This is a genomic window from Zoogloea sp., from assembly GCF_044344315.1.
In the GTDB taxonomy this organism is placed as follows: domain Bacteria; phylum Pseudomonadota; class Gammaproteobacteria; order Burkholderiales; family Rhodocyclaceae; genus Zoogloea.
In genome coordinates this window covers 1-24,757 of sequence record NZ_JBIJDC010000066.1, presented here as the reverse complement: position 1 = coordinate 24,757, position 24,757 = coordinate 1, and the positions used below count along the sequence as shown (strand labels likewise).

Below are 24,757 nucleotides of genomic sequence, written 5' to 3'. Positions count from 1 at the left end.
GCGTCGGTGAGGTTGAGGTGGCCATTGTTCTGGGCGTGGGCGTCGATGATGGCGTAGAACTTGCGCTCCTTCTCGGCCTGGTACTTCCAGTAGGAATCCATGGTCAGGCGGAAGGGGTCTTCCCACTTGTCCCAGTCGTGGATCTTGATGCCCTCGTAGCCCATGAGGGGGAAAACCTCGTCCTTGCTGTGGTAGGTCGGCTCCCAGCCCAGGTCCCGGGTCATCAGCTTGTACTTCTCTTTCAGGCCGAGTTTCTTCTTGCTGACTTTCATGTCCATGGCGGTCTCCTCTTTCAGCTGTTCCAGCTCAGGGTCAGGGTGTCGTCGTCCTCGCTCACGTGGCCGGTGAGGGAGATCAGGTTGATGTGCAGCTCCTGCAGGTCGAAGTCGCGGCCGACCTGCTCTTCAATGGTGGACTTGCGGATCACCAGTGTGCCCTCGGCGTCGATCTTGACCATGGCCGGCTGGCGATGGACGACGGCATGGGGGTTGTCGATCTCGATGGCCTCGATGATCGGGCGGGTGTCTTCGTTGGTTTGCAGGGCAATGAATACGGTGGACATGGCGGCCTTTCAGAGGACGATGCCGGTTTTCTGGATGCGCGCCTGGAAGGCAGCGAGCTGCTCGCCGACGGCTTCGTCGGCATCGGCGCCGAGGGCCAGTTCGACGATGGGCACCATGGCCGACGCAGCGCGGGTACTCCAGCTGCGGGTCCATTCGGTGAGCACGTCCCGGTTGGCGTCGGATTCGGCAGCGGCCACCTTGAGCACAGCGTCCACCCATTTGCGGGTCTCGTCGAACCAGTCGCTCATGAATTGGGTGAGCATGGCCACCGCCGAGGCGCCGCGCACCGACAGGTGGTTGTCGACGATGCGTTCGTACACCAGCGGGTAAAGCAGGCCGTCGAGAGCCACGTTCTGAGCCACAAAGAGCTCGAAGGGATCGCGGCACACCAGGCAATCCTCCACGTAGCGGCGCAGGGGTTGCCAGGCGGCGGCATTGAGCCAGGCGGCCTTGCCGGCGTCGAGGGCGTCGGTGTCACCCAGCAGCAGCCCCAGGCGCGACAAGTATTGGGCGATGCCCAGGTTGTCCATGGCGTGGTACATGCACGGCTGGGTGAAGGTGGTGCCGAAGCCGTAGCCGCAGATGAAGGCGTTGTGCTGGTTGGCGCCCCAGGCGGCGTGGCGCAGGGGCACCAGCACGTTGAGGGCGACGGCGCGCAGCTCGTCGGAGAGCATGTCGCCCAGGCCGCGGCTTTCGACGAAGCTGAAGTTGGCTTCGGTGGTCTCCTGCTGGCGGGCGCGGGTCAGGGTGTAGGTGCTGTAGTAGAACTGGCGCGGGTCCTTGAGGGCGTACCAGTCAGCCATCACGATGCGGCTCAGGCTGGCGTCGTAGAGCTGGTGGTCCGGGTCCCAGGTGGGCCTGTAGTGCAGGTTCTCGGCGGCCTGGATGTCGTAGCTGGCTTCCTGGTAACGGGAGGCGGGCTTGTTGCCGAAGCGGCGGATCAGGTGATCGAAAGCCTGGCGCTGGGGCTCGATGGCGACCGTACGGAGGTCAATCTGCATGTCGGGTGTCTCCTGCTGTGCGGATTATTTGAAGCGGGTGTGGGTGGCATCGGCGAGGCGCCAGTCCCAGTCGCCGTGGGGGGCGTCGGGGTCGCGGGGCGCCAGCATCTCGACCCGGTTGGCGACACAGAACTCGGTGAAGGCCTCGCGGGGGAGGATCATCTCGACGAAGATCTCGGGCTCGCCAATGGCGAACTCGAACTCCACAAAGCCGTTGGGGCGTTCGCCACTCAGGCGGACGAAGCGCCGGGTGGTGTCCACGGGTGCGTGTTCGACGCGCATGGCAGGCTCAGCTGACAACGGTCAGGAAGGTTTCATGGAGCTTGCGCTGGGGGTAGTCGAGACCCTGGCCGAAGTTGTCGAAGGTCCAGGTCATGGTTTCGTAGTCCGGGTAGGGCAGATGGCCGCCGAAGAAGGTCTCGAAGCGGTTGCCGGACGGGTCCCAGGCGTAGATGGTGCAGCCGCGGGTGACGCCATGGCGGGTGGGGCCGATATCCACGGGCACGGCGTTCATGGACATGATGTCGCCGGCACGCAGCACCTGGTCCCAGCTCTCCATCAGGAAGGAGCAGTGGTGCAGCTTGCCCGGCTCGGGGTACTCGGCAAAGGCGATGTCATGCACCTTCTGCCCGCAGGACAGCCAGACCGCCGCATTGGCATTGCCGTCGGGGGTGAGCACCCGCTCCACCAGGTAGAAGCCCAGCACCTCGGTGAAGATCTTCTGCACCTCGGCCACATTGGGCCCGTACAGCAGCGCGTGGTCGAGGCGGATCGGGGCGATGCCGTTGTCGCGGGCCTTGCTCCACGGGGCCGGGTTGATCAGCGGAATGCCGTTGCCCACCTTGTCCTTCTCGGCGTAGAGCTCCATCACGTGGCCGGACGGCAGGGTGAAGCGCACGCGCTCGCCGGTGGCCAGCATCTCGCCGGCGGGGATGCGCTCGGTGGTGAGGCCGTAGGCCTGCAGGTCGGCTTCCAGTTTGTTGAGGGTTGCCGTGTCGAGCACGCGGAAGCCGAAGAAGTCCAGGCCGGCCCGGTCCGACTCGCGGATCACGTAGCTGCTGTGGTCGCGCTCGTCCCAGCACTTGAAATACACGCGGCCCTGGGCGTCACGGCCGGTTTCCACCAGGCCGAGCACATCCTTGTAGAAGCGCACGCTCTCTTCCAGATCCAGCACGCGCACCTGGGCGTGGCCCGGGCGCAGAACACCAGTCATTGCCATTTCTCGTCTCCTCTTTGTCGGTATGGATGTATCAAACGGAATGCGTCAGGCGGTGGCAGGGCGGCAGACACGCTTCTGCAACTTGCCGATCACCTTCAGGGAAAGATCGCTGGCGGGGTACACCCGGCAGGCCAGCAGCCTGTTACAGGCCCGGTCGTCATCACTGACGTGGTCCCGGCTCATGGCCCGGGTCTGGAAATCGCCGGACAGGACTTCCACCTTGCACACCCCGCAGCCACCGCCCCGACAGCCCAAAGGGATACCCCGCCTGCCGAGCCGGGCCATGGCGCTCAGCAGTGACTCTTCGCTGGAGCAGGCATAGCGTTCGCCGGTGTCTTCGATGCTTACGGTGTGCGGCATGGATGTCTCCCTTCCCGGGCTGTACGTTTTTGTTCAAAGGGGCCATCAATCAATGATTCTGATGAACCCACAAGCCTGACTAATGCAGCCGCCGTGCCATGTCAGACAAAGGCTTGATGCAAAAGGGGAAAAAAGAAAAAGCGGGAGGTCGGCCGCAGCGCCCGGGGTGACGGATTTGTCCGCGGGGCCGCCCGGGGTGACAAAAACGTAAAGCTGCACTGCAGCATGGCGCTCGGGCCAGAAAGGCGATGGGGGGCGGTAAACGGAACACCGGGCCCGCAACAGACACAATGCTGTCGGGGCCCGGCTTGAGGACTTGCGCTTACAGGGGGTGCGCTCAGGCGCGCACGGGCCGGCTTACTTCACGAGTTTCCACTTGCCCGCCGCCACCTCGATCAGCACGGCAGATTTGGGATCGTAACCACCGTGGTCTTCGGGGCTCATGGTGTAGGTGCCATTGGCGCCCACCACCCGCGTGGTCTTCTCCAGCGCGTTGCGCAGGCTCTCGCGGAACTCGGGGCTGCCCGGCCGGGCATTCTTCAGGGCGGCGTTGAGGGCACCCTCGAGGATCAGCCAGCCGTCCCACGAGGCCCCGGCAAAGCTGGAGCGGGACTCCGGCCCGTACTTGGCCTCCAGGGCCTTGTCGAAGGCCAGCCCAGCCTGCTTGTTGGGGTGAGCGTCGGGCAACTGTTCGGCCACCAGCACCGGCGCCACGGCCAGGCGGGCGCCCTCCACGGCCTTACCGCCGACCCGCAGGAACTCCTTGTTGGCGACGGCGTGGGAATGGTAGATCGGGCCCGCATAGCCGCGATCCCGCAGGGCGGTGTGGGGCATCACCGCCGGGGTGCCGGAGCCGCCGACGAATACCGCGTCGGGCTTGGCGGCCACCAGCTTCAGGGCCTGGGCGGTCACGCTGTTGTCGGTGCGCCCGAAGCGCTCGGTGGCCACGATGCGGATGCCGGCGGCGTCGGCCGTCTTGGTCAGGCCCTTGAACAGCAGCTCGCCCCAGGAATCCGAAAAGCCGATAAAGGCCACGGTCTTCACACCGCGCTCCTTCATGTCGGCCACCACCCGGCCCACCATCACGTCGGCCAGGGGCTCCACGCGGAAGGCCCACTTGTGCTTCTCCGGCGGCACCACGATGGGCGCCTGGGACAGCAGGGGCACCTTCTTTTCGTTGGCCACGTCGGCAATGGCCAGACCGGAGGTGATCAGGTTGGGCCCGAAGAACACATCCACATTGTCCTCACCCGCCAGCTTGCGGGCGTTCTTGACGGCATTGGTGGGGTCGGTGGCGTCGTCGAGAACGATGTAATTGACCTTCTCCTTGCCGATCATCTTCGGCATCAGCTCAATGGACTTGCGGGTTTCCAGGCCCAGCGACGCCGCCGGCCCGGTCAGGGAAAAGATGACGCCGACGTTGATGTCGGCACAGGCGTGGCCAGCAGCCAGGGCCATGGCGGCGGCCAGGATGGGCTTGCGGAAATAGCGCATGTTCATGGTGTCTCCTCTGTTCTTGTGATGGTTGGGGTGTTGCATAAAGAGGGGGCTGGCGCCCGATGTCAGGCCAGGGGCCAGTCCAACACGGTGCCGAGCGCGGCGGCCAGCAGCCGGCGGGCTTCAACCGCATCGGCCACCGGCCCGGCATGACGCCAGGCCACGTAGCCGTCCGGACGCACCAGCAGGGCGCCGGCCTCGGCAATCTCGCGGATGCGCTGCCAGCTGCAGTAGGGGTCGGTAGCGCCGGCCTGGCCGATCACCACCGCGCGCAGGCACGGCAGGTCCAGCCCGCGGACGGCCTCGGCCCAGGCCTCACCGGCCAGGCCGGTGACCACCGAGAAGCTGCCCTTGCCGGTCACGTCCAGGGTGGATACGCGGATGCCGCGCCGGTCCACCAGCCAGGCATGGGGAATCTTGGCCCCCGGGCGGGTAGTGGGCTGCAGGTGGAGCTGCGCATCCCGCCGCCACACCTCCTCGCCGGCCGCGGGGTCGGGCACCACGGCCTGCGACACGTAGCGCTGGTTCATCTCCACGCCCTGGGCGTTGAATTCGGTGTTCTTCAGCGCCAGCGCCGCATCCACGGCCTGGCGGGCTGCCACGCCTTCCGGCCCCGGGTCCTTGAAGCGGGCAATGCCGGCGGCCACCGGGTTGTCGGCGCCTTCGACGCGGAAGGCGGCCTTGAGGGGCGCATAGTCAAGGCGCGACTGATTGGCCCGGGTCACGATCTGCCGGCCCACCGGCGCCCGCTCGGCGCTGTAGCTGTCGAGCAGGCCGGGGCCGGCGTAGCCCTTGATGACGTAGGCGAGCTTCCAGGCCAGGTTGAAGGCGTCCTGCACACAGGTGTTGAGGCCCAGGCCGCTGGACGGCGGGTGGCGGTGCACCGCATCCCCGCCGCAGAACACCCGCCCCCGGCTGTACTCGGTGGCATAGGCCTGGTTCACGTACCACACCGAGGTGCGCTCGATCTCCACCTCCAGCGCAGGGTCGCCCACCAGAGTGCGGATCCGGTCGAGGAGCAGCGCGGGGTCAAGATCGGGCTCGCCCCGGGAGATGTCGAAACCCCAGCCGGCGATCCAGCGATCCCAGGGGCGCACGGCCCGCAGCAGGCCCATCCCGATCTCGCCAAAACTGGCGCTCGGGGTGACGATCCAGTGCAGGATGCTCGGGCGGTGGGCCACGTAGCGGCTCAGGTCGGCCTTGAAGATCACATACACCGTGCCGGCCCGGGCCAGATGGCCCTCGATGTTGAGACCCAGCTCATCCACCACCTTCGACTTGGCCCCGTCGGCGCCGATCAGGTAGCGCGCCCGCATGGCGTATTCGCGCCCGGTGAGTCGGTCCCGGAACAGGGCCGTAACGCCCTGCCCGTCCTGCTGGTGGGACAGGTATTCGGTGTTGAACGAGAAGTGCGCGCCGCGCTCGGCCGCGTTCTTGAAGATCACCGGCTCGATCAGCGGCTGGGGAATGTCCTGCAGGCCACAGGGGCTGCCCTGCAGGTAGTCGCCCTTGCGTTCGTCGCCCGTGCCCCAGGTGCGCAGGCGCACCAGCTCTTCGCCCGCCAGGCTGGTGGTGAACAGGGTGTCGCCCATCTGCTCCCAGGGCGTGGCGTACTTGATGGCCTCGTCCTCGATGCCCAGATCGCGCAGCACTTCCATGGTGCGCTGGTTGGTGATGTGGGCCCGCGGCGTGTCGGCCAGCCAATGGGTGCGCGAAACGAGATGGACGCGCACGCCCTGGGTGGCCAGGGCCAGGGCGGCCGTACCGCCGGTGGGGCCGGAGCCGATGATCAATACGTCGGTGTCGAAATCTGCGCTGGTTTCCACGCTAGGGATCTCCTCGCCGCTCGTGGCGGGCTGATGGGGTCGATGAAATGCGGCCTTGATGGAGCCGCACTCTACAGCGCTTGCATGCTAGCATGCAAGCTCCAGATCCACACCTCTACCCCCACCCGACGGCCCCGGCGCCCCGACGCCCTTAGCTGCCAGACTCCCCCCGGCGAGGGTGATACCATCCGCCCGCACCCACCCAACCGCACCCGGACGCACGCCCATGGCCAAGAAGAACTACATCTACCAGGAGATCCTCGAGCGGCTGTTCACGTGCCAGTACCGCTTCGGCGATCGCATCCTGGTCAAGGAGATCGGCGAGGAGATGGGGGTCAGCCGGCACCCCATCATGACTGCCCTGTACCGCCTGCAGGAGCGGGGCTTCGTCACCATCACCGCCCAGGTCGGCTGCGAGGTGGTCACACCCACGCCCGAGGCGATCCAGGACTTCTATCGCATGTTTGCGCTCACCGAAGGGTTGATCGCCGAGCTTGCTGCCAGCCGGGCCAGCGCCGCCGACATCAGCCGCCTGCGCCTCATCAACGACCAGATCCACGCCCTCGACGCCACCCGCAGCGCCAACGCCGACGAATACCGGCGGCTCAACGTGGACTTCCACACCCAGCTCCACGCCATGGCGAAATCACCCCTGCTGTGCAGCCGCCAGCTGGCCAACTTCGAACTGTCGGATTTCTTCATCGTGCAGACCTGCGGCTTCCGCGCCCACCTGGGGCTGGTGGCCGATGAACATAATGCCGTCATCGCCGCCATCGTCGCCCGGCAGCCGGAAGCGGCCAACCGGGCTGCCCGGGAGCACATCGAAAGCGTGTCCCGCAGCGTCGCAGCGGCCCTGGACAAAACCACCGCGGGCGACGAAGGCAGCGCAGACACGGCCCCCTGACCCATCAGGCCGCGGGGTATGCTGCCGACTGGAGGTCAACAGCCCGTGCCCCGCTCCACCCCACTGCTCCTCGCTACCGCACTCGTCCTGTGCAGCTGCATCTTCGTCCCCCGCACGACGCAGCGCTACGACCCCGCCTGCGGCATCACCGAGCGCCACATGACCCTCGACGCCTACCAGGTCGGCGCCTTCGGCGGCTGCCGCAATGAAGGCTGCGCCGAGCTCCTGGTCCTCGCCGGCGCCGTCTCGGCGGTCAGCCTGGTGGTGTCGGGCAGCGTGGTCGTGGTCGGGGAAGTGGTGTACTGGCTGGAAGCGAAGGGGCGCTGCTTAGCCCGCTAGGGAAGCCGGGGCCCCTGAACCAGTCCGCGGACGGGCGGCCCGCCAGGCGATCAGACCGGCCAGCCCCACCAGCAGGCCGGTGCCGGGCTCGGGCACCGACTGGGTGATCGGCGTCCCGACGATTTCATACACGGCGGTGTTGAGGAATGTCTCGGTGGTCACGGTGGTCCGCAGCAGGTAATCGGCAATGCCGGCAGAAGTCAGCAGAACCGTGTCGCCGGCGGCGACGAAGACGTCTCCGTAATCCACGGTGCAATCGAAGGAGACCCCTTTCACCAACGCCACGCAGCCAAACTGGGCCGAATTGAGGTGGAAGAGCTCTTGGCCCACCAGTTCGACCGTATCCACCCAGAGCACCTCCTCCCCCGTCTTGACCTCCGAGACCGTCGATGACGAGTTGCTGAGCGCCCGGCTGCTGGATGTGAGCGTGGGACCGGAAAAGGACAGCGGATTGACGGACGCTGCCGCCAGGATGCTTCGGGCAGTGACGAACGCCGCCTGAACGGCCGCATCACCGAAAGGCAGCACAAACTGAACATCCACCAGCGCCGTCGGGTCTCCGGCGAGGAAGCCCAGCACCTGAGTCGAGTAGGTTTCCACGGTTCGGGTTTCCGCTGCCGTGGTGACACTGGGGACGCGGTACTCCAGGGTCTTGGTGCTCGTCCCGCCCGTGGTCTGCGCGGCGGCAAACCCGGCCTGCCCCAGCAGGGCGGCGGCCAGCGCCGACCACGCGAATGCGTTTGCAATCCGACTATTGAACATCAGGCACTCCGTTTCTGTGGAAGAAGGTGGATTTGATCCCCTGCCTCCGGAAATCGGAGTGGTGTGCGCCGGGTTGAACCCCCTGAGCAATAGAGATGCCATCTGCGCAAGGTCTTCATTTCATACAGTTTTCTCTCCAGCCACGGGGTAATGTGTAAAAATTTCCGTCACAATTCCGTGACGGATGCCCGGAGCACACCCGGCGCCATGCCGTCCTAAGCCCGCTCCACGCTCATCGCCGTACCAATGGCCGCCGCCTGCAGAACGGCGATGCCGACCAGCACGGTGGTGAAGCTGCCTGCGTCCATCAAGCCCCCAAACACCAGCGGTGCCAGGGCCAGGCCGGTGTCAAGGCCCGAATAGACAAAGCCGTACACCCGCCCGAAAGCCGCCTGACCAAAGCGCGCGGTGGCGGCGCGGCGCACCAGCAAGTCGCGGGAAGGGCCGGCCAGCCCGGTGAGAAAGCCGATGGCCGCCATCAGGGCAACCACCGCCGCCGACGGCACCCAGCCGCTGGCCAGCAGCAAGACGGCCACGGCCGCCGCCCCCAGGGCGCTGGCGATGATGCGGTCCTGGCGGGCCGAGCGGGCCAGGAAGCCGCCCACCAGGATGCCGGCCGCGCCCCCGAGCAGATAGGTGGACAGGGTCGCCGCCGAAGCCGCCACCGACATGTCGTAGAGCCCCTTCATCAGCGGTGCGCCGAAGTTCTGGAAAGCCCCGAAGGCCATGGTGAGCAGGAAGAAGAAGGTGAAGCACATCCACACCGGACCCACCTTGAGGATCTCCAGGGTACTCACCGGCCGCCCCGTCGCCGCAGTGGTGCGGCTCTCATCCACCAGATGATGGCGGCCGAGGATGATCAGGGCCAGCGCCGGCACCGCCAGCAGCCCCGCCGCCAGCGCCGCGACACGCCAGCCGGAGTGGGCGGCGATGCCGGTCAGGAAGACCGGCGCCAGGGCCCAGCCCAGGTTGCCGGACAGGCCATGCACCGAAAAGGCATGGCCCAGCCGGGGTGCCGACACATTGCGGTTGAGGATGGTGAAATCGCAGGGGTGGAAGACGCTGTTGCCCAGCCCCGCCAGGGCCGCCACCACCATCAGCCCGGCAAAGGAGCCGGCCTGGGACAGCAGCACGCCGGCCGCCACGAAACAACTGATGCCGGCAGCCAGCACCCGCACCGGCCCGAAACGGTCCGCCGCCAGCCCGGACAGGGCCTGCCCCACCCCCGAGACCAGGAAAAAGACCGTCATGGTGCTGCCGATGCCGACAAAATCCAGGCCGAACTCGGGCATCAGCCACGGGAAGAGGGGCGGCAGCAGAAGGTGAAAGAAGTGCGACACCCCGTGGGCAAAGCCCACCAGGGCGATCACGTAAGCATCCTGCCTGGGGGGTGCGAGGCTGGCTTGGGCGGTCATGTAGGTGCTCTCCGTGGCTGTGTCGGCGGCCCGGCCTGCCGCGTTGTTGTATTGAACTGGCCGGAACACGAGTCGATACTAGCGCTCGTTCCGATGGCTGTATTTCGACAAACCGACAGAGATTTGCTCAAACATGCCACAGAAGGGCCCGCCCCGATCCTTCGATCCCCTGCCCCGCCGGGCCCCCTCCGCCGACGAGCCGGTGACCGTCAACGTCCGCAGCCTGCCGCCGGACGTAATCGTTCCGCCCCACCGCCACCCTTGGGCCCAGCTGGCCTACCCGATCCGCGGCGCCATCCGCATCTGCGCGGCCGGCATGGCCTGGATCGTCCCGCCCAACCGGGCGGTGTGGATCCCACCGGAAATCGACCATGACGTGACCGTGCTGGGCCCAGTGGAGCTGCGCACCCTCTACATCGCCTCCGCCGCCGCGCCCCTGCCCCTGGATGCGTGCACGGTGGTGGACGTCTCCCCGCTGCTGCGCAGCCTGGGCGAGGCCATCGCCGAGGGCCGCGGGGATGCCCGCCACCACCTCATGATGCAGCTCGCCCTGGAGGAAATGCGCATCGCCCGCCCCCTGTCCCTGGGCCTGCCCCTGCCCGATGACCGGCGCCTCAAGACCCTGTGCGATGCCCTGATGGCCGACCCCGCCGACAACCGCGGCCTGGCCGAATGGGCCGAACAGGTGGGCGCCAGCGAGCGCACCCTGGCGCGCCTGTTCAAGTCCGAGCTGGGCAGTAGCTTCGGCGCCTGGCGCCAGCAGCTGCGCCTGGCCAAGGCGGTGGACGAGATCTCCCGCGGGGTGCCCATGGCGCAAGTGGCCGCCGCCGTGGGCTATGCCAGCCAGGCGGCCTTCTCGGCCATGTTCACCCGGGCTCTGGGTGTACCCCCAAGCCGCTTCGGCGGCGATTGAAGCCTGAGCAGCGCGTCAGGCCTACTTCGAGTCGCGGCTCGGAAGGCCGTCGTCGTCCGCAGGGCGAAAGCGGGCATCGATCTCTGCGAGTACCGCCTCAAGCTGCGCGGTCAGCAATTCGAGCATGGGACGCAGGGCCGGATCCCCCTGCCTGGCCTGGCTCTCGGCCGCGCGGGCGAGTTGCTCCAGCGGCCCGGCGGCGATGTTGGCGGCGATGCCGGCGATCTGATGACAGGTCCGTGCCAGCAGCGCTTGGTCTCCGGACAGCTGGGCACTACCCAACGTGGCATGCAGCCCGGAGACAGTGCGGCCAGCCACGTGGGCCAGCTCATCGACAAAGGCAGCCTTGCCGGCAAACCGGGTTTCCAGGCAGTGCCAATCCACACAGGGCGCCCCCCCCTCCACACCCGTCTCCGGGCCGGGGACGACGGGCAGGGGTGCCGCGTCGGCCAGCGCCGGCCTGGGCCCCTGCGCATGTTCAGCGAGGCTGCGCAGCAGGGCATCCACGTCCACCGGCTTGCTCAGCAGATCCACCATCCCCGCAGCACGACACAAGGCCTTCTCCTCCGGCAACACATGGGCCGACAGGCCGATCACCGGCACCTGGGGGGCCAGGCGGCCGATCTCCCGGGCGGTGGCGTAGCCGTCCATCACGGGCATCTGCAGGTCTGTCACCACCAGGTTGAAGGCCTGGGGGCCCTCCCGCTCCAGGCGCGCGCAGGCCGCAGCGCCATCGGATTCGATGACGCACTCGGCGCCGGCCAGGGCAAGGATCTCCCCCAGCACCAGGCGATTGGCCGGATCATCTTCCGCCGCCAGGATGCGCAGCCCGGCCAGGGACGGCACCGGCCGCGGCACCGCGGCAGCGCCCGTTACGGGCGTCAGTCGCAGTGCCCATCGCACCACGTGGCGCCAACGCAAGGGCCAGCTCAGGGCCTGGCCGGCCGAAGCGCCCGTGCTGCCCTCCCCGGCCAGGGGCGCTGCGAGCATCAGCACTTCTGCCCCCCCGGTCACCGGCGCATGGCGGCCCGGATCAGACTGGAGGCGACGCTCCGGCACGATGAGCAGCTGCCGCACACCGCTGTCCGGCACCGGAGCAGCCAAAGCGTGCACAACCCGGATGCCCGGCGGCGCGCTGGCGCGCAGCGCCGCCACCGTCGCGTCCGGAAAGCCGGAAAGCAGCACCTCCAGCGGCGGCCAGGCCGGGGCCGGCGCGCCGGTGGCAACCAGGGGCAGGGAGACCGTGACCTGGGTACCGTGACCAGGCCGGCTGCTCACGCCTATCGTGCCGCCCATCAGCTCCACAAGTCTGCGACTGATGACCAGCCCCAGGCCGATTCCTCCGAAACGACGGTGGATGGAGCCATCGGCCTGCTCGAAGGCCTGAAACAGCCGCTCCACCACCTCCGGCGCCATGCCAACTCCGCTATCGACAATGCGGACGCGCAAGAAGCCCAGGCAGACAGCCATTTCGAGACGCACGCTGCCCCGGTCGGTGAACTTGATGGCGTTGGAGAGCAGGTTCACCAGGATCTGGGTAAGGCGCATGGGATCACCCACCATCGACACAGGCAGGTTGGCGTCTTCCACGACCAGAAAATCCAGGCCCTTCTCGCAGGCCCGCGCAGCATTGATCTCCACCGCCCGGTCGATCACCTCACCGAGAGCAAACGACATCGCGTCAAGGCGCAACTTGTGGGCCTCGATCTTGGAGAAATCCAGCACATCGTTGATGAGCCGCAGCAGCAACTCACCCGAGCGCAGGATGCGCTCGAAACTCTCGGCAAAAGGGCTGCCCTGCCCCCGGCGCAAACCCACCTGGGCAAACCCGAGAATGGCATTCAGCGGCGTGCGGATCTCGTGGGACATGTGTTGGCCAGGAACTCGCCCTTGGCCCGCGCCAGCTGTTCCGCATGGATACGGGCGGCCTCGCGTGCGTTCTCGATGTCGCGCTGCTCGCTCACATCCCGCAGCACGAACACGTAGTCGTCCGCGGTATCACTGGTCAGACGACTGACCACGAACTCGGCCGGGAACGACTCGCCGGAGTGGCGCCGGGCCGACATTTCCAGGCGACGGACAACCGGAGCCGCCGGTGTGCCGGTGAGGCGCTGCGCCAGATCTTCCATCAACAGCCTGGGCATCAGCCGCCCCAGCGGCACCCCGGCCAGCCCCTCCGGCGGGCGGCCGAAGATCCGCCCGGCGGCCGGATTGGCCATGTGGATCACCCCTTCCCGGTCCGTCTGCACCACCGCATCATGGAGGCTGTTCAGGATGGCCGTGGTGTGTGCCTCCCGGGCTGCCAGCTCAGCGGTCCGCTGGCGCACCCGGGTCTCGAGCCTGTCCTGCGCTTCGGCCAGATTGCCAGCCATGCGGTTGAAAGCCTCCGCGGTTGCCGCCAGCTCCGGCACTTCGCACAGGGGTGCCCGGGACGCCAGATCGCCCTCACCGAAACGGGTCACGGCGTCCGTCAGGGCATGCAGGGGGCGCAGGCCCCCCTGCAGCGCCCGCTTCAGGAAGAAAGCCAGCACACCGGCCGTCGCCAGCCAGAGGCCCAGCGCCACCCACATGCGCCACCACAGATCCTGCAGGACGAAGGTTGCCGAGGGCTCTGCCACCAACACGCCATAGTCCACGCCGCCCACGGCAACGGGGAAGCGGTGCATCTCGAAATGCACCTCGAAAAGCCGGCGAAACCAGCCGGGCACATGGGCGATCCGGTCAATCGGGGGCAGATTTCCGTCAGCCAGCAGGGCCCCCGAGTTGCGGTCCACCAGTTGCAGACGACTGAAGTGACCATGGCGCATGATGTTGTCCAGGGTCTCCTGGACGGTGGACAGGTCCCCCACCACCAGCGCGCTCTGGAGCAAGGGAAGGGTCGCCGAGGCGATGCCCAGGGTATCGCTCTCGGCGCGCTGCCGGGCAATGTCCACGTCGCTGGCCACCTGCACGGCCACATGTAACAGGAACACCGGGAGCAGACAGGCCAGCACCACCCGCAGGAGGCGATGCAGCAGCCCCTTGCGCGTCATCATTGGCCGATGGCCCGATAGATCCTGCGCACGTCGTCGTAGTCCTGATCCGTCGCGGCATCAAAACCGGCGCACCGAGCCTGGGCCAGCACGACACGCCCTTCCGGATCATCCTTCATCCCCAGCAGGGCCCGGGTGATCGCCTCCACCTGCTCCCGCGGCAGACGCGGATGCGCAATCACCGGCAGGTCCGGATAGGGTGCCGAGATAAACACCGGCCTAACGGCGATCCGCTCCTGATCGCGATAGTCCTCCAGGAAACGGGAATTGACCGACACCGCCTCCACCAGCCCGGCCCTCAGCTGGGCCAGCGCCCCGTGATGATTGCCGGCGAACCGCTCCACGACCCTCACGCCCGCATCCTTCAAGGCCTGGGTGGTCACCGCGTAACCCAGAAAGGCTTCGGCGGAGGGAAAGGCCAATGCGGCGCCGTCGAGATCCTCCAGGCGGCGAATCGGCGAGTCCTCGCGCACGGCAATGACGCCCCGCACCGGCGCCCCGCTCCAGCGGGCGATGACCCGGTAACGACCATCGTATTCACTCTGGAAGTTGTGGTTGGTAAAGGCCAGATCGAACTCCTCCCGACCCATCATGGCGTCGGTCTGGGCGATCGTCGCCCCCATGCGCAGCTGCAGGGGCAGGCCGGTCTTGAGGCCCAGATACTGCAGCAGCGGATTCCAGCGTGCGGCCGTCTGCAGGACGCTCTGCTGATTGAGCACACCGAACTGCAACGCACGCGGGGCATTGCCAGCGGCAGCCCACACCATGTCCGGCACGAGGCAGGTCCATAGGGTCAGGAGACATGACGCCAGCCCCAGGGGCCATGCGGATAAGTGAGACATCTGGCGGCGGGCGGCGGGCGGCGGAGACTCAGTCTCCGGAGTGGAGCTGACGCAGTGACTGACCGACGCGATGCAGATCGTCAGTGACGCTCTTGCCTTCCGAAAGGATCCCGCCGACGCGCGCCGCCGTACTGCGGGCCAGCTCACTCAGCGAGGCCTCCTGGCTCTCGGACAGGCCGAGGTGCACAAAGGCGCGCTCCAGCTCGCCAATGAAGCCATCCATCAGGCACAGGGCGTTCAGGCGCACGACGTCCTGATCCTTTTCGATGTCCACCAGCGCCTGGGACAGGCCCTTCAGCACATGATCGATGCCTGCTGCCTGCCGCGACAGGATCAGGTGACTGCGCAGCGAAAGCAGGCGGGCATCGGCACCTTCGGCGAGCATGGCGAGGTTGTCGCGCAGACGCCCCAGCCGGGTCTCGTCATCAAGGGGGAGCCCGAACACCAGCAGCGTGACATTCGGATAGTTGATCACCATGCGGTCATGGAACTGGAAGATCCGGTCCATCAGGCTCACATGCTCCAGAATGGATTTCTCCAGCGCGGTGGATTCGCCCTGACGCGAATAGCACGCGGTGGTGTCGCCGCAGCGCAGCTGGGCGATGTACTGCACGGAAAAGTGGCCCAGGGCCTCCGCCATGACCTCATGCACGGCATCCATGGAATCGCAGGCATAGGTGGCGCGCAGGAATTCGAGCACGATGCCCAGCTCGGCAGCGGACGACATCGCCGAGAACGCGATGCTGGAGGCCTGCGCCGCCCGCGCCTCAAGCGTGCGCTGTTGCTCCAGCACCTGCCGCGCGACGGCAATCTTGGGGCCCAGCTCGTCGGGCAGCACCGGCTTCACGATGTAGTCGTTGCCACCGGCATCGTAGGCACCGAGCCGGGTTTCCAGGTCGTTGTGCACCGACACGAAGATCACCTGCGCCGCCGCCAGGCCAGCGTCGCGCAGGGCTTTGCAGGTCTGTACCCCATCGACACCCGGCATCTCGATATCCAGCAGCACGATGTCGGGCTGGATCTCCAGCGCCGCGAGGCAGGCCTCACCGCTGTCGAACTGATGGACCTCGTATTCGGGCCCGGTGAAACAGAAGGAGGAGCTCAAGCGCGAAGAGGGATCGTCATCGACGATGAAAACCTTGAAATTCCCCGCTGTCGCCATCGCAGTCACCACGCCATTCCGTTTTCAGTCGAACGCCATACAAGATCGTGCGGCACCGGCACAGCCCCGAACACCCGCCGATGCACGTATCCGCGGCCTCCCGGCAGGTCCGCCTTCAGCCACATATGATAACCATCATACCAGCATGGCCATACCGGATGCATTCTCCGGCCCCCGCGAGGTTTCACCTGGGGCCAGGCCGCGCAGGCTGAAGGTGATGCCCGCCCCCAGCACCAGCCCGACCCAGTCCTGCCAGCCGAGGCTGTTGGCGAGCACCACGCACCAGCCACCGATGAAAGCGCAGACGGCGTAAGGGCGGTGATCGCTGAAGGCGCTGGGGATCTCGTTGCAGACGATGTCCCGCAGCACCCCACCGAAGACGGCGGTGATCATGCCCATCAGCACCGCCACGATAGGCGGCATGGACGCCGCCAGGGCGATCTGGGTGCCACCGGCGGTGAACAGCCCGAGGCCGATGGCGTCGGGCCACTGGATGGCCCGCTCGGTGGGCTCGAAATGGCGCCCGCGCATGAAGTACATGGAGAGCAGGCTCAAGCCCAGCAAGACCCACAGCCACGACGAATGGGACACCCAGAAGAACGGCCGCCGGTCGAGAAGGATGTCGCGCAAGGTGCCGCCGCCAAAGGCCGCCAGCCCGACCACGACGCACACGCCAACGATGTCGAGACGCTTGCGCGCCGACTCGAGCAGGCCAGACAGGGCGAAAGCCAGGATGGCCGCGGCTTCGATCAGCAGCTGCGCGGTGGACAGGGACAGCGGGGGGAGCGTGGAGACTTCCGGCATGGCAATGGGCACAGGTGACAAGGCCGCGATTATCCCTCGCCGCCCCCGGTGTAGCGCCGCGCATAGCGCCGCCCCAGGCTCGTCAGGATCTCGTAGCCGATGGTGCCGGCGCAGGCGGCGATGGCGTCCACGCCGTTGAGCGGGTCGGCCAGGTCGAGCATGTCGCCCTCAGCGATCCGCCCCTCGGGCAACCCGGTGATGTCCACGATGAGGGTGTCCATGGAGATGTTGCCCACCAGCGGCAGGCTGATTCCGTCGCAGCGCACCACGCCCCGGTTGCTCAGGCTGCGCAGGTAGCCATCCGCATAGCCCACCGCCACCGTGGCGATGCGCGACGGGCGCGCCGCCGTCCAGGTGTGGGAATAGCCGACCGCCGTTCCGGCAGCAATGCTGCGCGTCTGCAGCACCTTGCCTTGCAGGCGGATCACCGGCCGCAGCGGGTTGGCCTGCCCGGCCACCGGCGCCACGCCGTAGAGCGCGGCGCCAGGGCGGACCAGGTCGAAATGGTAGTCCCCGCCGAGAAAGATCCCCGACGAGTTGGCCAGGCTGCCGCGCACCCCGGGCAGACGCGCCAGGGCCGAGCGGAAGCGTTCAAGCTGCAGGCGATTCACCGCACAGCCCTGCTCCTCGGCGCTCACCAGATGACTCATGAGGTACTTCAGGGCAATGCCCTTCAGGCCGTCCGGGCTGGCGCTCAGCTGCTCGAACTCCTCGGGCGCCAGGCCCAGGCGGGCCATGCCGGTATCCACCTGCAGGATGGCCGGCAGCGTCGCATCCACGTCCCGGGCCAGCCCTTGCCAGGCCTGCACCTGCTGCAGGCTGTTGAGGACGGGGACAAGCCGGTTGCGCACGAAGTCGCGCTCGGCGCCCGGGTGGGGCCCGTGGAGCACATGGATGTACGCATCGGCGGGAAGCACCGGGCGCAGGCGGATGCCTTCGTTAAGGTGGGCGACGAAGAAGTGGCGGCAGCCGGCACGATACAGCGCCGGGGCCACCCGGTCGGCCCCCAGGCCATAGGCATCGGCCTTGACCACGGCAGCGCAGTCCGCACCGGCAAGCCGGCCCCGCAAGTTGCGCCAGTTGTCGCAGAGGGCATCGAGGTCGATGCTGAGGAGAGCCCCGAAGGGGTTCAGAGTACTTTCGGACATGCGCTTTCTCGTCAATTCACGGATGCGGTTTTCAGTGCCAGGGCCTTCTTCGCCCAATACTCATGGGACAGACGGACAATGACCGGCGAGAGCAGCAGCAGCGAGATCAGGTTGGGCAGGGCCATGAAGGCATTGAGGGTATCGGCCACCAGCCAGACGAAATCCAGATGGGTGACGGCGCCCACCAGCACGAAGATCGTCCACAACACGCGATAGGGGACTTCAGCCGCCGTCCCCACCAGATACCCCCAGCACTTCTCGCCGTAGTAGGCCCAACCCAGTATGGTGGTGAAGGCGAACACCGCAATGGCCACCGCCAGGAACTGCCCGCCATAGCCCGGGAAGGCCGCATTGAAGCCGGCCGCGCTGAGGGCCGCGCCCTTCAGGCCGGAGCTCCACACGCCGGTCACGATCAGCACCAGGCCGGTCATGGTGCACACGATGATGGTGTCGATGAAGGTACCCATCATGCCCACCAGGCCGGACTCCACCGCGTTGCGGGTCTGCCCTGCCGCCTGGGCAATGCCGGCGGTGCCCAGGCCAGCCTCGTTGGAGAAGATGCCACGGGCAACGCCGTAGCGCATCGCCATCAATACGGCGGCACCGGCAAAGCCACCCGTCGCGGCTACCGGGCTGAAGGCGCTGGCGAAGATCAGGGTGAAGGCCGCAGGAATCTGGTCGGCGTAGAGGCCGAGCACGGTCAGGGAGGCCACGATGTAGCCGACGCACATGAAGGGCACGAGCCTCTCGGCCACCGCGCCGATGCGCTTGACGCCGCCCAGCAGCACGAAGCCGGTAAACACGGCCATCACGACACCCGAGACCCAGGGATTGATGCCGAAGGCGGTCTCAAGGGCACCGGCGATGCTGTTGGACTGGACCATGTTGCCGATACCGAAGCCAGCGAGGCCGCCAAAGATCGCGAAGGCCGCGCCCAGCCAGCGCCAGCGCTTGCCCAGGCCGTTCTTGATCGCATACATGGGGCCACCTACCTGCTCCCCGTGATCGTCGGTCTCTCGGTAATGCACCGCCAGCAACACCTCGGAATACTTGGTGGCCATGCCGACCAGGGCCGTCATCCACATCCAGAACATCGCTCCCGGGCCGCCGATGGCAATGGCCGTGGCCACGCCGGCGATATTGCCGGTGCCGACGGTGGCGGCCAGGGCCGTCATCAGCGCCGCATAGGGGGTGATCTCGCCCGGGGCGTCGGGCGCCGCCTGGCGCCCCCGCCAGACCATGGCAAAGCCGGCCAGGATCCGGGTGATGGGCATGAAGCCCAGGCGCAGCTGCAGGTAGAGGCCTGTCCCCAGAATGGCCACCAGCATTGGCGGCCCCCACACAATGTCGTTGATGGCGGTGATGAGTTGCGTCAGTGCTTCCATGGTTTTTCTCTCCCTTGGGGGTGATGCGTTCAGGCCGGAGCGCAGGGTCCGATGGCCTGGAGAGCCACGGGGGGGATGGTGACATGCATGGTATTGCCTCCTTGGGTGTCGGTTTTTGTCGGGTGATGGTGCAGGGGACGGGTCAGGCGTAGCGGGCGACGGCAAGGTCGTCCACCGGGATCTCGGGCCGGCGGCCACTGAGCAGGTCGGCCACCACACGGCCGGTGCCGGCGGCCATGGTCCAGCCCAGGGTGCCGTGTCCGGTGCTGAGGGTCAGGTTGTCGTAGCGGGTCTTGCCGATGATGGGCGTGCCGTCCGGCGTCATGGGGCGCAGGCCGGTCCAGAACTCGGCCCGGGAGATATCGCCCCCACGGGGAAACAGATCGGAGACCACGAACTCCAGGGTTTTGCGCCGCCCCTCATCCAGGCTCAGGTCGAAGCCCGAAAGCTGTGCCGTGCCGCCGACCCGGATGCGGTCGCCGAGGCGGGTGACCGCGACCTTGTGGGTCTCGTCCATGATGGTGGACTCCGGCGCCATGGCCGCATCGGTGATGGGCACGGTGATCGAGAAGCCCTTCACCGGATACACGGGGATGTCGATGCCCACCGGCTTCAGCAGCGCCGTGGAGTAGCTGCCGAGGGCCAGCACGTAATGGTCGGCCGTCAGGGGGCCGGCGTCGCTGCGGATGCCGGTGACGCGCTGCCCATCGTGATCGATGCCGGTGATGCTGACCCCGAAGCGGAAGCGCACGCCCAGGGCTTCGGCCATGGCGGCCAGCTTGCGGGTGAACAGGTGGCAATCGCCGGTCTCGTCGCCGGGCAGGCGCAGGGCACCAACGAACTTGTGCTTGACCAGAGCCAGGGCCGGCTCGTAGGCCAGGTAGCCTTCGCGGTCCAGCACCTGGAAGGGCACGCCGGACTGCTGCAGGATCTCCACATCCTTGCCGACGCCGTCGAGCTGCTTCGGGGTACGGAAAAGCTGCAGGGTGCCCTGGGTGCGCTCATCGTAGGTGATGCCCGTCTCGGCGCGCAGCTGCTTGAGGCAGTCACGGCTGTATTCGGCGACACGCACCATGCGGCTCTTGTTGACCTGGTAGGCGGCCTCCGTGCAGTTGCGCAGCATGGCCATGCCCCAGCGCCACATGGAGGGGTCGAGCATGGGCTTGATGACCAGGGGGCTGTGGTGCATCAGCATCCACTTGATGGCCTTGATCGGCACGCCGGGGCCGGCCCAGGGGGCGGAATAGCCGGGCGACACTTCACCCGCATTGGCAAAACTGGTCTCCAACGCCGGGCCGGCCTGGCGGTCCACCACCGTGACCTGGTGTCCGGCCTTGGCCAGGTAGTAGGCGATGCAGGTGCCGATCACGCCACTGCCGAGGACGAGGACATGCATGGGAGTTCTCCTTGAGGAATCGGGTTGGCCATTGGAATGAATGACACTTAGCGATTCCCGTGCCAAAGAAAAAAACCCATACAAAACAATGATTTGAAAACACTCACCGGCCAGCCGCCGATTCATTCGTAACGATATCGTTACGATATTATCGCTGCACGCCCGCTTTTCGCAAAATTCTCCTTATTTCTCAATGCACTGGATGATCCGTATCATTATCGATACACCGTATTGAATTCACTACACACTCGCCATGCGCATCGACGTGTTCTTCTCCGACCGGGTCGGGATCGCCCAGGAGGTGCTGGCCGAGCTGGCCCGGCGCCGACTCAACGTGACCGCGGTCGAGGTGGATCCGCCCCATATCTTCATCGAGGCGCCGGCCGTCGATCAGGCCAGCCTCGACGAGCTGCGCGAGCAGCTGATGGAGGTCGCCGGGGTGCGCACGGTGGAGCCCGTGGGCATGCTGCCCGGGGCCCAGCGGCGCCTGTACCTCGACGCCCTGCTCGCCTCGCAGCCCGATCCAGTCTTCGCCGTCGATGAGTCGGGCTGCGTGGTGGTGGCCAACGGTGCGGCCATTGCCGCCTGCGGCATGGACGAGGGGCACCTGATCGGCACCTCCATGCAGGCCCTGATCGGCAACCCGGCGCTGCTGCGGGAACTGGTGGACGGGGGCTATCACCTGCCGGTGTGCGAGGTGGCCATCAATGGCGAGCCCTACCTGCTGGAAACCATGCCCCTGCATGAAGCCGGCGGCCGGGTCGCCGGTGCGGTGATGACCCTGCACGCCCCCAGCCGCATCGGGGAGCGCATGAGCGCCCTGCAGAACTATGACGCCGGCGGCTTCGACGCCATCCTCGGCACCTCGCCGCTGATCGAACAGCTCAAGCAGCGTGCGGCCCGCATGGCCATGGTGGATGCGCCGCTGCTGATCACCGGCGAGACCGGCACCGGCAAGGAGCTGCTGGCCCACGCCTGCCATGCGGGCAGCAGCCGGCGCAGCCAGCCCTTTTTCGCCCTCAACTGCGCCGCCCTGCCCGAGAATCTGGCCGAAAGCGAGCTCTTCGGCTACGCCGCCGGCGCCTTCACCGGCGCCCTGCGCGGGGGCAAGCCGGGGCTGCTCGAGCTGGCCGATGGCGGCACGGTCTTTCTCGACGAGATCGGGGAGATGTCACCCTACCTGCAGGCCAAGCTGCTGCGCTTTCTCAACGACGGCAGCTTCCGGCGGGTCGGTGGCGACCGGGAGGTACGCATGAACGTGCGCATCATCAGCGCCACCCACCGGGCGCTGGAGGACATGGTGAGCAGCGGCCATTTCCGCCAGGATCTGCTCTTCCGCCTCAATGTGCTCAACCTGCAGGTTCCGCCCCTGCGCGAACGCCCGGGCGACATCCTGCCCCTGGCCCAGTCCTTCCTCAGCCGGGCCTGCGCCCAGGCCTCCCGCCCGCCCATGCGCCTGTCCCAGGCGGCCTGCGCGGCCATGCTGAGCAATCCGTGGGTGGGCAATGTGCGGCAGTTGCAGAACGTCATCTTCCGGGCGGTGACGATGACCGAGCGCAACATCATCCAGGTGGAAGACCTTGAGCTCGCCCAGGTCGCCACCCCGGCCGCGGGCGATGGCACCGAGGTGGGCTCCCTGGACGAGGCCGTTGCCGAGTTCGAGAAGAACCTGCTGCAACGCCTGTACCGGGAGCACCCGTCGAGCCGCCGGCTGGCCCGGCGGCTCGGCACCTCCCACACCGCCATCGCCAACCGGCTGCGGCGCTACGGCATCGCCTAGCGCGACAGGTCGATGGCGTACACGCCCAAGCCCTTGCCCGAGCCATCATCGTCACGCAGCACGCTGATGTTGCCCAGCCCCAGGGCCGTGGCCACACCCAGCTTGCCGCTGGCCGACTTGAAGGTCACCGGGCCGGCCACCGACACCGGCGTGAAGCGCCAGCTGCGGGTCGCACCGTCGGTCGCAAAGACCAGGTTGCGGCGGGCCTTGATGTACTCGATCAGCACATCCCGGTTGGCATCGGGCGAGGCGTAGATGACATTGCTGCCGTTGAGGCCAGGGAAGCCGCCGCCACCCGAACCGCGGTAGTTGTTGGTGGCCACGATGAACTCGGCGGCCGTGTCGATGGCCGTGCCCTTGTAGTTGAGGTTGCGGATGCGGCTGCCGGCGGGCTGGGTGACGTCGATCTCGTAGCTCAGATCCGGTGAGGTGAACACATCGAAGTTGTAACCGGGGAAGCTCGACACCAGGGCCTGCTCGGTGGTCAGCGCCGGGTTGATCTGGTTGAAGCGCTCGGCGGCCTTCTCCAGCCAGGCCTTGATGCCCGCCCCGCTCACCTTCACCGCGTACACGGTGTTGGGGTAGAGATACAGGTCGGCGGCGTTGTTGATGGCCACGTTGCCGGCCTTCACGTCGGTGAAGTCAGAACCACCGGCAAAACCGCTCTTGAAGGGTGCGCTGACCGACAGCACCGGCAGGTTCTTGTAGGCCGGCAGGTTGGCGGCCACGTAGCGGGCCACGTAGTCGGCCTGGGCGGCGTTGACCACCTGGATCGCCGACACATCGCCCACGTCGGCAAAGTAGGTACTGAGGTTGAAGTCAGACTGGCCGATGGGCGTCTTCACGTAGTCGATGGCCGAGGCATGCTCCGCCTGCACCGCCGCCGAGATGGCCGGGTCCACCGCCACGTAGCTGCGGGTGGTGGCATCGAGCAGCGCCTTGCGCAGGCTCACCTGGGTCTTGTTCCGCACCACGCTCCACTTGCCGTCCTTCACCTCCAGGCTGTAGTTGATCACCCCGATGGCCTTGCCCCAGTAGCTGGGCATCACCGCCGGCACGCCGTGCAGGGTGCCCTTCACCTTGTCCACGCCGCTGGCGTTGCAGTCGGTGGTGGCGCAGGCGGCGTTGGGAAACTCGCTGTGGGAGTGCCCCATCAGAATGCCGTCGATCCCGGCCAGCTTGGCCAGGTGGTAGTTGGCGTTCTCCATGGAGGCGGAGTAGGCGCTGCTGTCGAAGCCCCCGTGGGAGGCGGCGATCACCAGATCGGCGCCCTCGGCACGGGCCATGGGCACGTACTTGCTGGCCGTCTCCACAACGCCCTGCACATCCACCTTACCGTCCAGCCAGCGCTTGTCCCAGGACAGGATGGGGGTCGGGGTGAGGCCGATGACCGCCACCTTGATCTTGCCCGAGAAGGCCTTGCCGTCCTTGTCCACACCCGTGATCGTGCGTTCGAGCATCACATAGGGCTTGTAGAGGGTCTTTCCGTCCTTGCGGCTGGTAACGTTGGCCAGGGTGAGCGGAAAATCCGGGCCCTTGCACAGGCTCTGCGCCGCCACCTCCGGCATGCCCTCCACGTTGAAGCGGGCGCCGGTGACCTGGGCCAGGTAGGGCAGGCCATAGTTGAACTCATGGTTGCCCAGCGTCCCGGCATCGAAACCGATGGCATCCATGGCCTTGTAGGTGGCCAGCTTGGTGGTACAGGACAGGGGCGACACCAGGGCCTGGTAGTCCGCCACCGCCGTCCCCTGGATGGTGTCGCCGTTGTCGATCAGCAGCGAGTTCGGAAACTCCGCCCGGGCCTGGCGGATCAGGGTGGCCGTGCGCTCGAAGCCCACCGATTTGTCCTCGGCAAGCTTGAAGTAGTCATAGCTCAGCAGGTTGGCGTGGAGATCGGAAGTCTCCAGTACCACCAACTGGGCCGTGCCCGCCTCGGGAAGGCGGTGATGGTTGTCACTCCCGCAGCCCGCCAGGGCAAGCACGGAAGCAAGCAGGACAGCCCCAGGGGCCCGACGGCGGAACCGCGACGGCAAGAAAGACGTGGACATGGCGAGGAACATGGCAGTTGAGAAGCCCTCAACCCTACTGTCCCTTCATGACACACCGATGAGCCCCATGTGATGCCCCGTGGGGTCGATTTGATTCCCAGCCGGTTCGCCCGCCCCGGAATGCACCGAAGGCAGCGTGAGGAGTTGTAGGGGCGACTTCAGAGGGTGTTGTAAATCCCTTTTCACCCCCGCATTTCACGCCAAACCAGGCTACGCCGGGGTCAATCGGACGCGTAGCGCCGCTGGGCGCCTGCCGGTAAGCCGCCCACGCCATTGTCTCGTTGGCGGGCAAAGCCTGCTCAGAGGGCACGCCAAACGCAATACGAGGGCCCAAAAGCGCCGCCGGCGGGCGTACGCCAGC

22 protein-coding genes and 1 pseudogene are annotated in these 24,757 nt (G+C 66.9%); 4 read left to right on the top strand and 19 right to left on the bottom strand.

Features of this window, described 5'->3' with window-relative positions; genetic code table 11:
* The 8 genes and pseudogenes from ACIQ09_RS14375 to ACIQ09_RS14340 form a co-directional block, all read right to left on the bottom strand.
* Nucleotides 1-278 (bottom strand): annotated as a pseudogene (locus ACIQ09_RS14375) (phenol 2-monooxygenase); the annotation flags it as partial.
* A 14-nt stretch (nucleotides 279-292) separates the two neighbouring features.
* Nucleotides 293-562 (bottom strand): MmoB/DmpM family protein, encoded by a 270-nt coding sequence (locus tag ACIQ09_RS14370; RefSeq protein WP_296404522.1) that lies wholly within the window; start codon nucleotides 560-562, stop codon nucleotides 293-295.
* Between the two features lie 9 nt (nucleotides 563-571).
* Complete coding sequence (locus ACIQ09_RS14365) at nucleotides 572-1,564, bottom strand: aromatic/alkene monooxygenase hydroxylase subunit beta (RefSeq protein ID WP_398311093.1); 993 nt, start codon at nucleotides 1,562-1,564, stop codon at nucleotides 572-574.
* Nucleotides 1,565-1,588: 24 nt separating this feature from the next.
* Nucleotides 1,589-1,846, bottom strand: coding sequence for a phenol hydroxylase subunit (locus ACIQ09_RS14360; RefSeq protein ID WP_398311090.1), 258 nt, complete (start codon nucleotides 1,844-1,846; stop codon nucleotides 1,589-1,591).
* 7 nt (nucleotides 1,847-1,853) lie between these two features.
* A complete protein-coding gene (locus ACIQ09_RS14355; protein WP_398311087.1) occupies nucleotides 1,854-2,783 on the bottom strand; it encodes a catechol 2,3-dioxygenase in 930 nt (309 codons plus the stop codon).
* Between the two features lie 45 nt (nucleotides 2,784-2,828).
* On the bottom strand, nucleotides 2,829-3,143 hold the full coding sequence (locus tag ACIQ09_RS14350) for a 2Fe-2S iron-sulfur cluster-binding protein (protein ID WP_398311084.1): 315 nt from the start codon (nucleotides 3,141-3,143) through the stop codon (nucleotides 2,829-2,831).
* 357 nt (nucleotides 3,144-3,500) lie between these two features.
* Nucleotides 3,501-4,643 carry an ABC transporter substrate-binding protein gene (locus ACIQ09_RS14345; protein WP_398311081.1) on the bottom strand — a complete coding sequence of 381 codons (1,143 nt, stop codon included), beginning with the start codon at nucleotides 4,641-4,643 and terminating at the stop codon, nucleotides 3,501-3,503.
* A gap of 62 nt (nucleotides 4,644-4,705) precedes the next feature.
* Nucleotides 4,706-6,466 carry an FAD-dependent oxidoreductase gene (locus ACIQ09_RS14340; RefSeq protein ID WP_398311078.1) on the bottom strand — a complete coding sequence of 587 codons (1,761 nt, stop codon included), beginning with the start codon at nucleotides 6,464-6,466 and terminating at the stop codon, nucleotides 4,706-4,708.
* Nucleotides 6,467-6,692: 226 nt separating this feature from the next.
* Here ACIQ09_RS14340 and ACIQ09_RS14335 point away from each other — a divergent pair, with 226 nt between their 5' ends.
* Both ACIQ09_RS14335 and ACIQ09_RS14330 read left to right on the top strand, forming a co-directional pair.
* Complete coding sequence (locus ACIQ09_RS14335; protein WP_324460610.1) at nucleotides 6,693-7,370, top strand: GntR family transcriptional regulator; 678 nt, start codon at nucleotides 6,693-6,695, stop codon at nucleotides 7,368-7,370.
* A 45-nt stretch (nucleotides 7,371-7,415) separates the two neighbouring features.
* Nucleotides 7,416-7,709, top strand: coding sequence for a hypothetical protein (locus ACIQ09_RS14330; RefSeq protein WP_398311075.1), 294 nt, complete (start codon nucleotides 7,416-7,418; stop codon nucleotides 7,707-7,709).
* On the opposite strand, the gene ACIQ09_RS14325 is transcribed toward ACIQ09_RS14330, so the two are convergent.
* Together ACIQ09_RS14325 and ACIQ09_RS14320 are read right to left on the bottom strand one after the other, a co-directional pair.
* Nucleotides 7,698-8,471: a hypothetical protein gene (locus tag ACIQ09_RS14325; RefSeq protein ID WP_398311072.1), complete on the bottom strand. Its 774-nt coding sequence runs from the start codon at nucleotides 8,469-8,471 to the stop codon at nucleotides 7,698-7,700. The genes ACIQ09_RS14330 and ACIQ09_RS14325 overlap by 12 nt on opposite strands.
* A 215-nt stretch (nucleotides 8,472-8,686) precedes the next feature.
* The gene (locus ACIQ09_RS14320; protein ID WP_398311069.1) at nucleotides 8,687-9,886 is read right to left on the bottom strand and encodes an MFS transporter; all 1,200 of its coding nucleotides are present in this window, start codon (nucleotides 9,884-9,886) and stop codon (nucleotides 8,687-8,689) included.
* A gap of 133 nt (nucleotides 9,887-10,019) precedes the next feature.
* On the opposite strand from ACIQ09_RS14320, the gene ACIQ09_RS14315 reads away from it, so the two are divergent.
* A complete protein-coding gene (locus ACIQ09_RS14315; RefSeq protein WP_398311066.1) occupies nucleotides 10,020-10,799 on the top strand; it encodes an AraC family transcriptional regulator in 780 nt (259 codons plus the stop codon).
* 21 nt (nucleotides 10,800-10,820) lie between these two features.
* Here the strand turns inward: ACIQ09_RS14315 and ACIQ09_RS14310 are convergent, their stop codons facing one another.
* From ACIQ09_RS14310 to ACIQ09_RS14275, 8 genes are all read right to left on the bottom strand, one after another.
* Nucleotides 10,821-12,668: an ATP-binding protein gene (locus ACIQ09_RS14310; RefSeq protein ID WP_398311063.1), complete on the bottom strand. Its 1,848-nt coding sequence runs from the start codon at nucleotides 12,666-12,668 to the stop codon at nucleotides 10,821-10,823.
* Nucleotides 12,641-13,834, bottom strand: a complete 1,194-nt coding sequence (locus ACIQ09_RS14305) for a PAS domain S-box protein (protein WP_398311060.1) — start codon at nucleotides 13,832-13,834, stop codon at nucleotides 12,641-12,643. Before ACIQ09_RS14305 ends, ACIQ09_RS14310 begins: the two co-directional genes overlap by 28 nt.
* Complete coding sequence (locus ACIQ09_RS14300; RefSeq protein ID WP_398311099.1) at nucleotides 13,831-14,598, bottom strand: phosphate/phosphite/phosphonate ABC transporter substrate-binding protein; 768 nt, start codon at nucleotides 14,596-14,598, stop codon at nucleotides 13,831-13,833. Before ACIQ09_RS14300 ends, ACIQ09_RS14305 begins: the two co-directional genes overlap by 4 nt.
* 103 nt (nucleotides 14,599-14,701) lie before the next feature.
* The gene (locus tag ACIQ09_RS14295; protein ID WP_398311058.1) at nucleotides 14,702-15,835 is read right to left on the bottom strand and encodes a two-component system response regulator; all 1,134 of its coding nucleotides are present in this window, start codon (nucleotides 15,833-15,835) and stop codon (nucleotides 14,702-14,704) included.
* A 135-nt stretch (nucleotides 15,836-15,970) separates the two neighbouring features.
* The gene (locus tag ACIQ09_RS14290; protein WP_398311096.1) at nucleotides 15,971-16,651 is read right to left on the bottom strand and encodes a trimeric intracellular cation channel family protein; all 681 of its coding nucleotides are present in this window, start codon (nucleotides 16,649-16,651) and stop codon (nucleotides 15,971-15,973) included.
* A 17-nt stretch (nucleotides 16,652-16,668) separates the two neighbouring features.
* A complete protein-coding gene (gene alr / locus ACIQ09_RS14285; protein ID WP_398311055.1) occupies nucleotides 16,669-17,787 on the bottom strand; it encodes an alanine racemase in 1,119 nt (372 codons plus the stop codon).
* An 11-nt stretch (nucleotides 17,788-17,798) separates the two neighbouring features.
* A complete protein-coding gene (locus ACIQ09_RS14280) occupies nucleotides 17,799-19,172 on the bottom strand; it encodes an alanine/glycine:cation symporter family protein (RefSeq protein WP_398311052.1) in 1,374 nt (457 codons plus the stop codon).
* A 142-nt stretch (nucleotides 19,173-19,314) separates the two neighbouring features.
* Nucleotides 19,315-20,568, bottom strand: a complete 1,254-nt coding sequence (locus tag ACIQ09_RS14275; RefSeq protein ID WP_398311049.1) for a D-amino acid dehydrogenase — start codon at nucleotides 20,566-20,568, stop codon at nucleotides 19,315-19,317.
* 253 nt (nucleotides 20,569-20,821) lie between these two features.
* Between ACIQ09_RS14275 and ACIQ09_RS14270 the strand changes: the two genes are divergently transcribed.
* Nucleotides 20,822-22,348 (top strand): sigma-54-dependent transcriptional regulator, encoded by a 1,527-nt coding sequence (locus ACIQ09_RS14270; RefSeq protein ID WP_398311046.1) that lies wholly within the window; start codon nucleotides 20,822-20,824, stop codon nucleotides 22,346-22,348.
* Here the strand turns inward: ACIQ09_RS14270 and ACIQ09_RS14265 are convergent.
* On the bottom strand, nucleotides 22,345-24,330 hold the full coding sequence (locus ACIQ09_RS14265; protein WP_398311043.1) for a bifunctional 2',3'-cyclic-nucleotide 2'-phosphodiesterase/3'-nucleotidase: 1,986 nt from the start codon (nucleotides 24,328-24,330) through the stop codon (nucleotides 22,345-22,347). The two genes, ACIQ09_RS14270 and ACIQ09_RS14265, sit on opposite strands and share 4 nt — an antisense overlap.
* Between the last annotated feature and the right edge of the window lie 427 nt (nucleotides 24,331-24,757).

Coding starts and splice junctions, on each gene's coding strand:
- ACIQ09_RS14370 (WP_296404522.1), bottom strand. CDS start 562: ATGTCCACCGTATTCATTGCCCTGCAAACCAACGAAGACACCCGCCCG.
- ACIQ09_RS14365 (WP_398311093.1), bottom strand. CDS start 1,564: ATGCAGATTGACCTCCGTACGGTCGCCATCGAGCCCCAGCGCCAGGCT.
- ACIQ09_RS14360 (WP_398311090.1), bottom strand. CDS start 1,846: ATGCGCGTCGAACACGCACCCGTGGACACCACCCGGCGCTTCGTCCGC.
- ACIQ09_RS14355 (WP_398311087.1), bottom strand. CDS start 2,783: ATGGCAATGACTGGTGTTCTGCGCCCGGGCCACGCCCAGGTGCGCGTG.
- ACIQ09_RS14350 (WP_398311084.1), bottom strand. CDS start 3,143: ATGCCGCACACCGTAAGCATCGAAGACACCGGCGAACGCTATGCCTGC.
- ACIQ09_RS14345 (WP_398311081.1), bottom strand. CDS start 4,643: ATGAACATGCGCTATTTCCGCAAGCCCATCCTGGCCGCCGCCATGGCC.
- ACIQ09_RS14335 (WP_324460610.1), top strand. CDS start 6,693: ATGGCCAAGAAGAACTACATCTACCAGGAGATCCTCGAGCGGCTGTTC.
- ACIQ09_RS14325 (WP_398311072.1), bottom strand. CDS start 8,471: ATGTTCAATAGTCGGATTGCAAACGCATTCGCGTGGTCGGCGCTGGCC.
- ACIQ09_RS14320 (WP_398311069.1), bottom strand. CDS start 9,886: ATGACCGCCCAAGCCAGCCTCGCACCCCCCAGGCAGGATGCTTACGTG.
- ACIQ09_RS14315 (WP_398311066.1), top strand. CDS start 10,020: ATGCCACAGAAGGGCCCGCCCCGATCCTTCGATCCCCTGCCCCGCCGG.
- ACIQ09_RS14310 (WP_398311063.1), bottom strand. CDS start 12,668: ATGTCCCACGAGATCCGCACGCCGCTGAATGCCATTCTCGGGTTTGCC.
- ACIQ09_RS14305 (WP_398311060.1), bottom strand. CDS start 13,834: ATGATGACGCGCAAGGGGCTGCTGCATCGCCTCCTGCGGGTGGTGCTG.
- ACIQ09_RS14300 (WP_398311099.1), bottom strand. CDS start 14,598: ATGGTGTGGGCTGCCGCTGGCAATGCCCCGCGTGCGTTGCAGTTCGGT.
- ACIQ09_RS14295 (WP_398311058.1), bottom strand. CDS start 15,835: ATGGCGACAGCGGGGAATTTCAAGGTTTTCATCGTCGATGACGATCCC.
- alr (WP_398311055.1), bottom strand. CDS start 17,787: ATGTCCGAAAGTACTCTGAACCCCTTCGGGGCTCTCCTCAGCATCGAC.
- ACIQ09_RS14280 (WP_398311052.1), bottom strand. CDS start 19,172: ATGGAAGCACTGACGCAACTCATCACCGCCATCAACGACATTGTGTGG.
- ACIQ09_RS14275 (WP_398311049.1), bottom strand. CDS start 20,568: ATGCATGTCCTCGTCCTCGGCAGTGGCGTGATCGGCACCTGCATCGCC.
- ACIQ09_RS14270 (WP_398311046.1), top strand. CDS start 20,822: ATGCGCATCGACGTGTTCTTCTCCGACCGGGTCGGGATCGCCCAGGAG.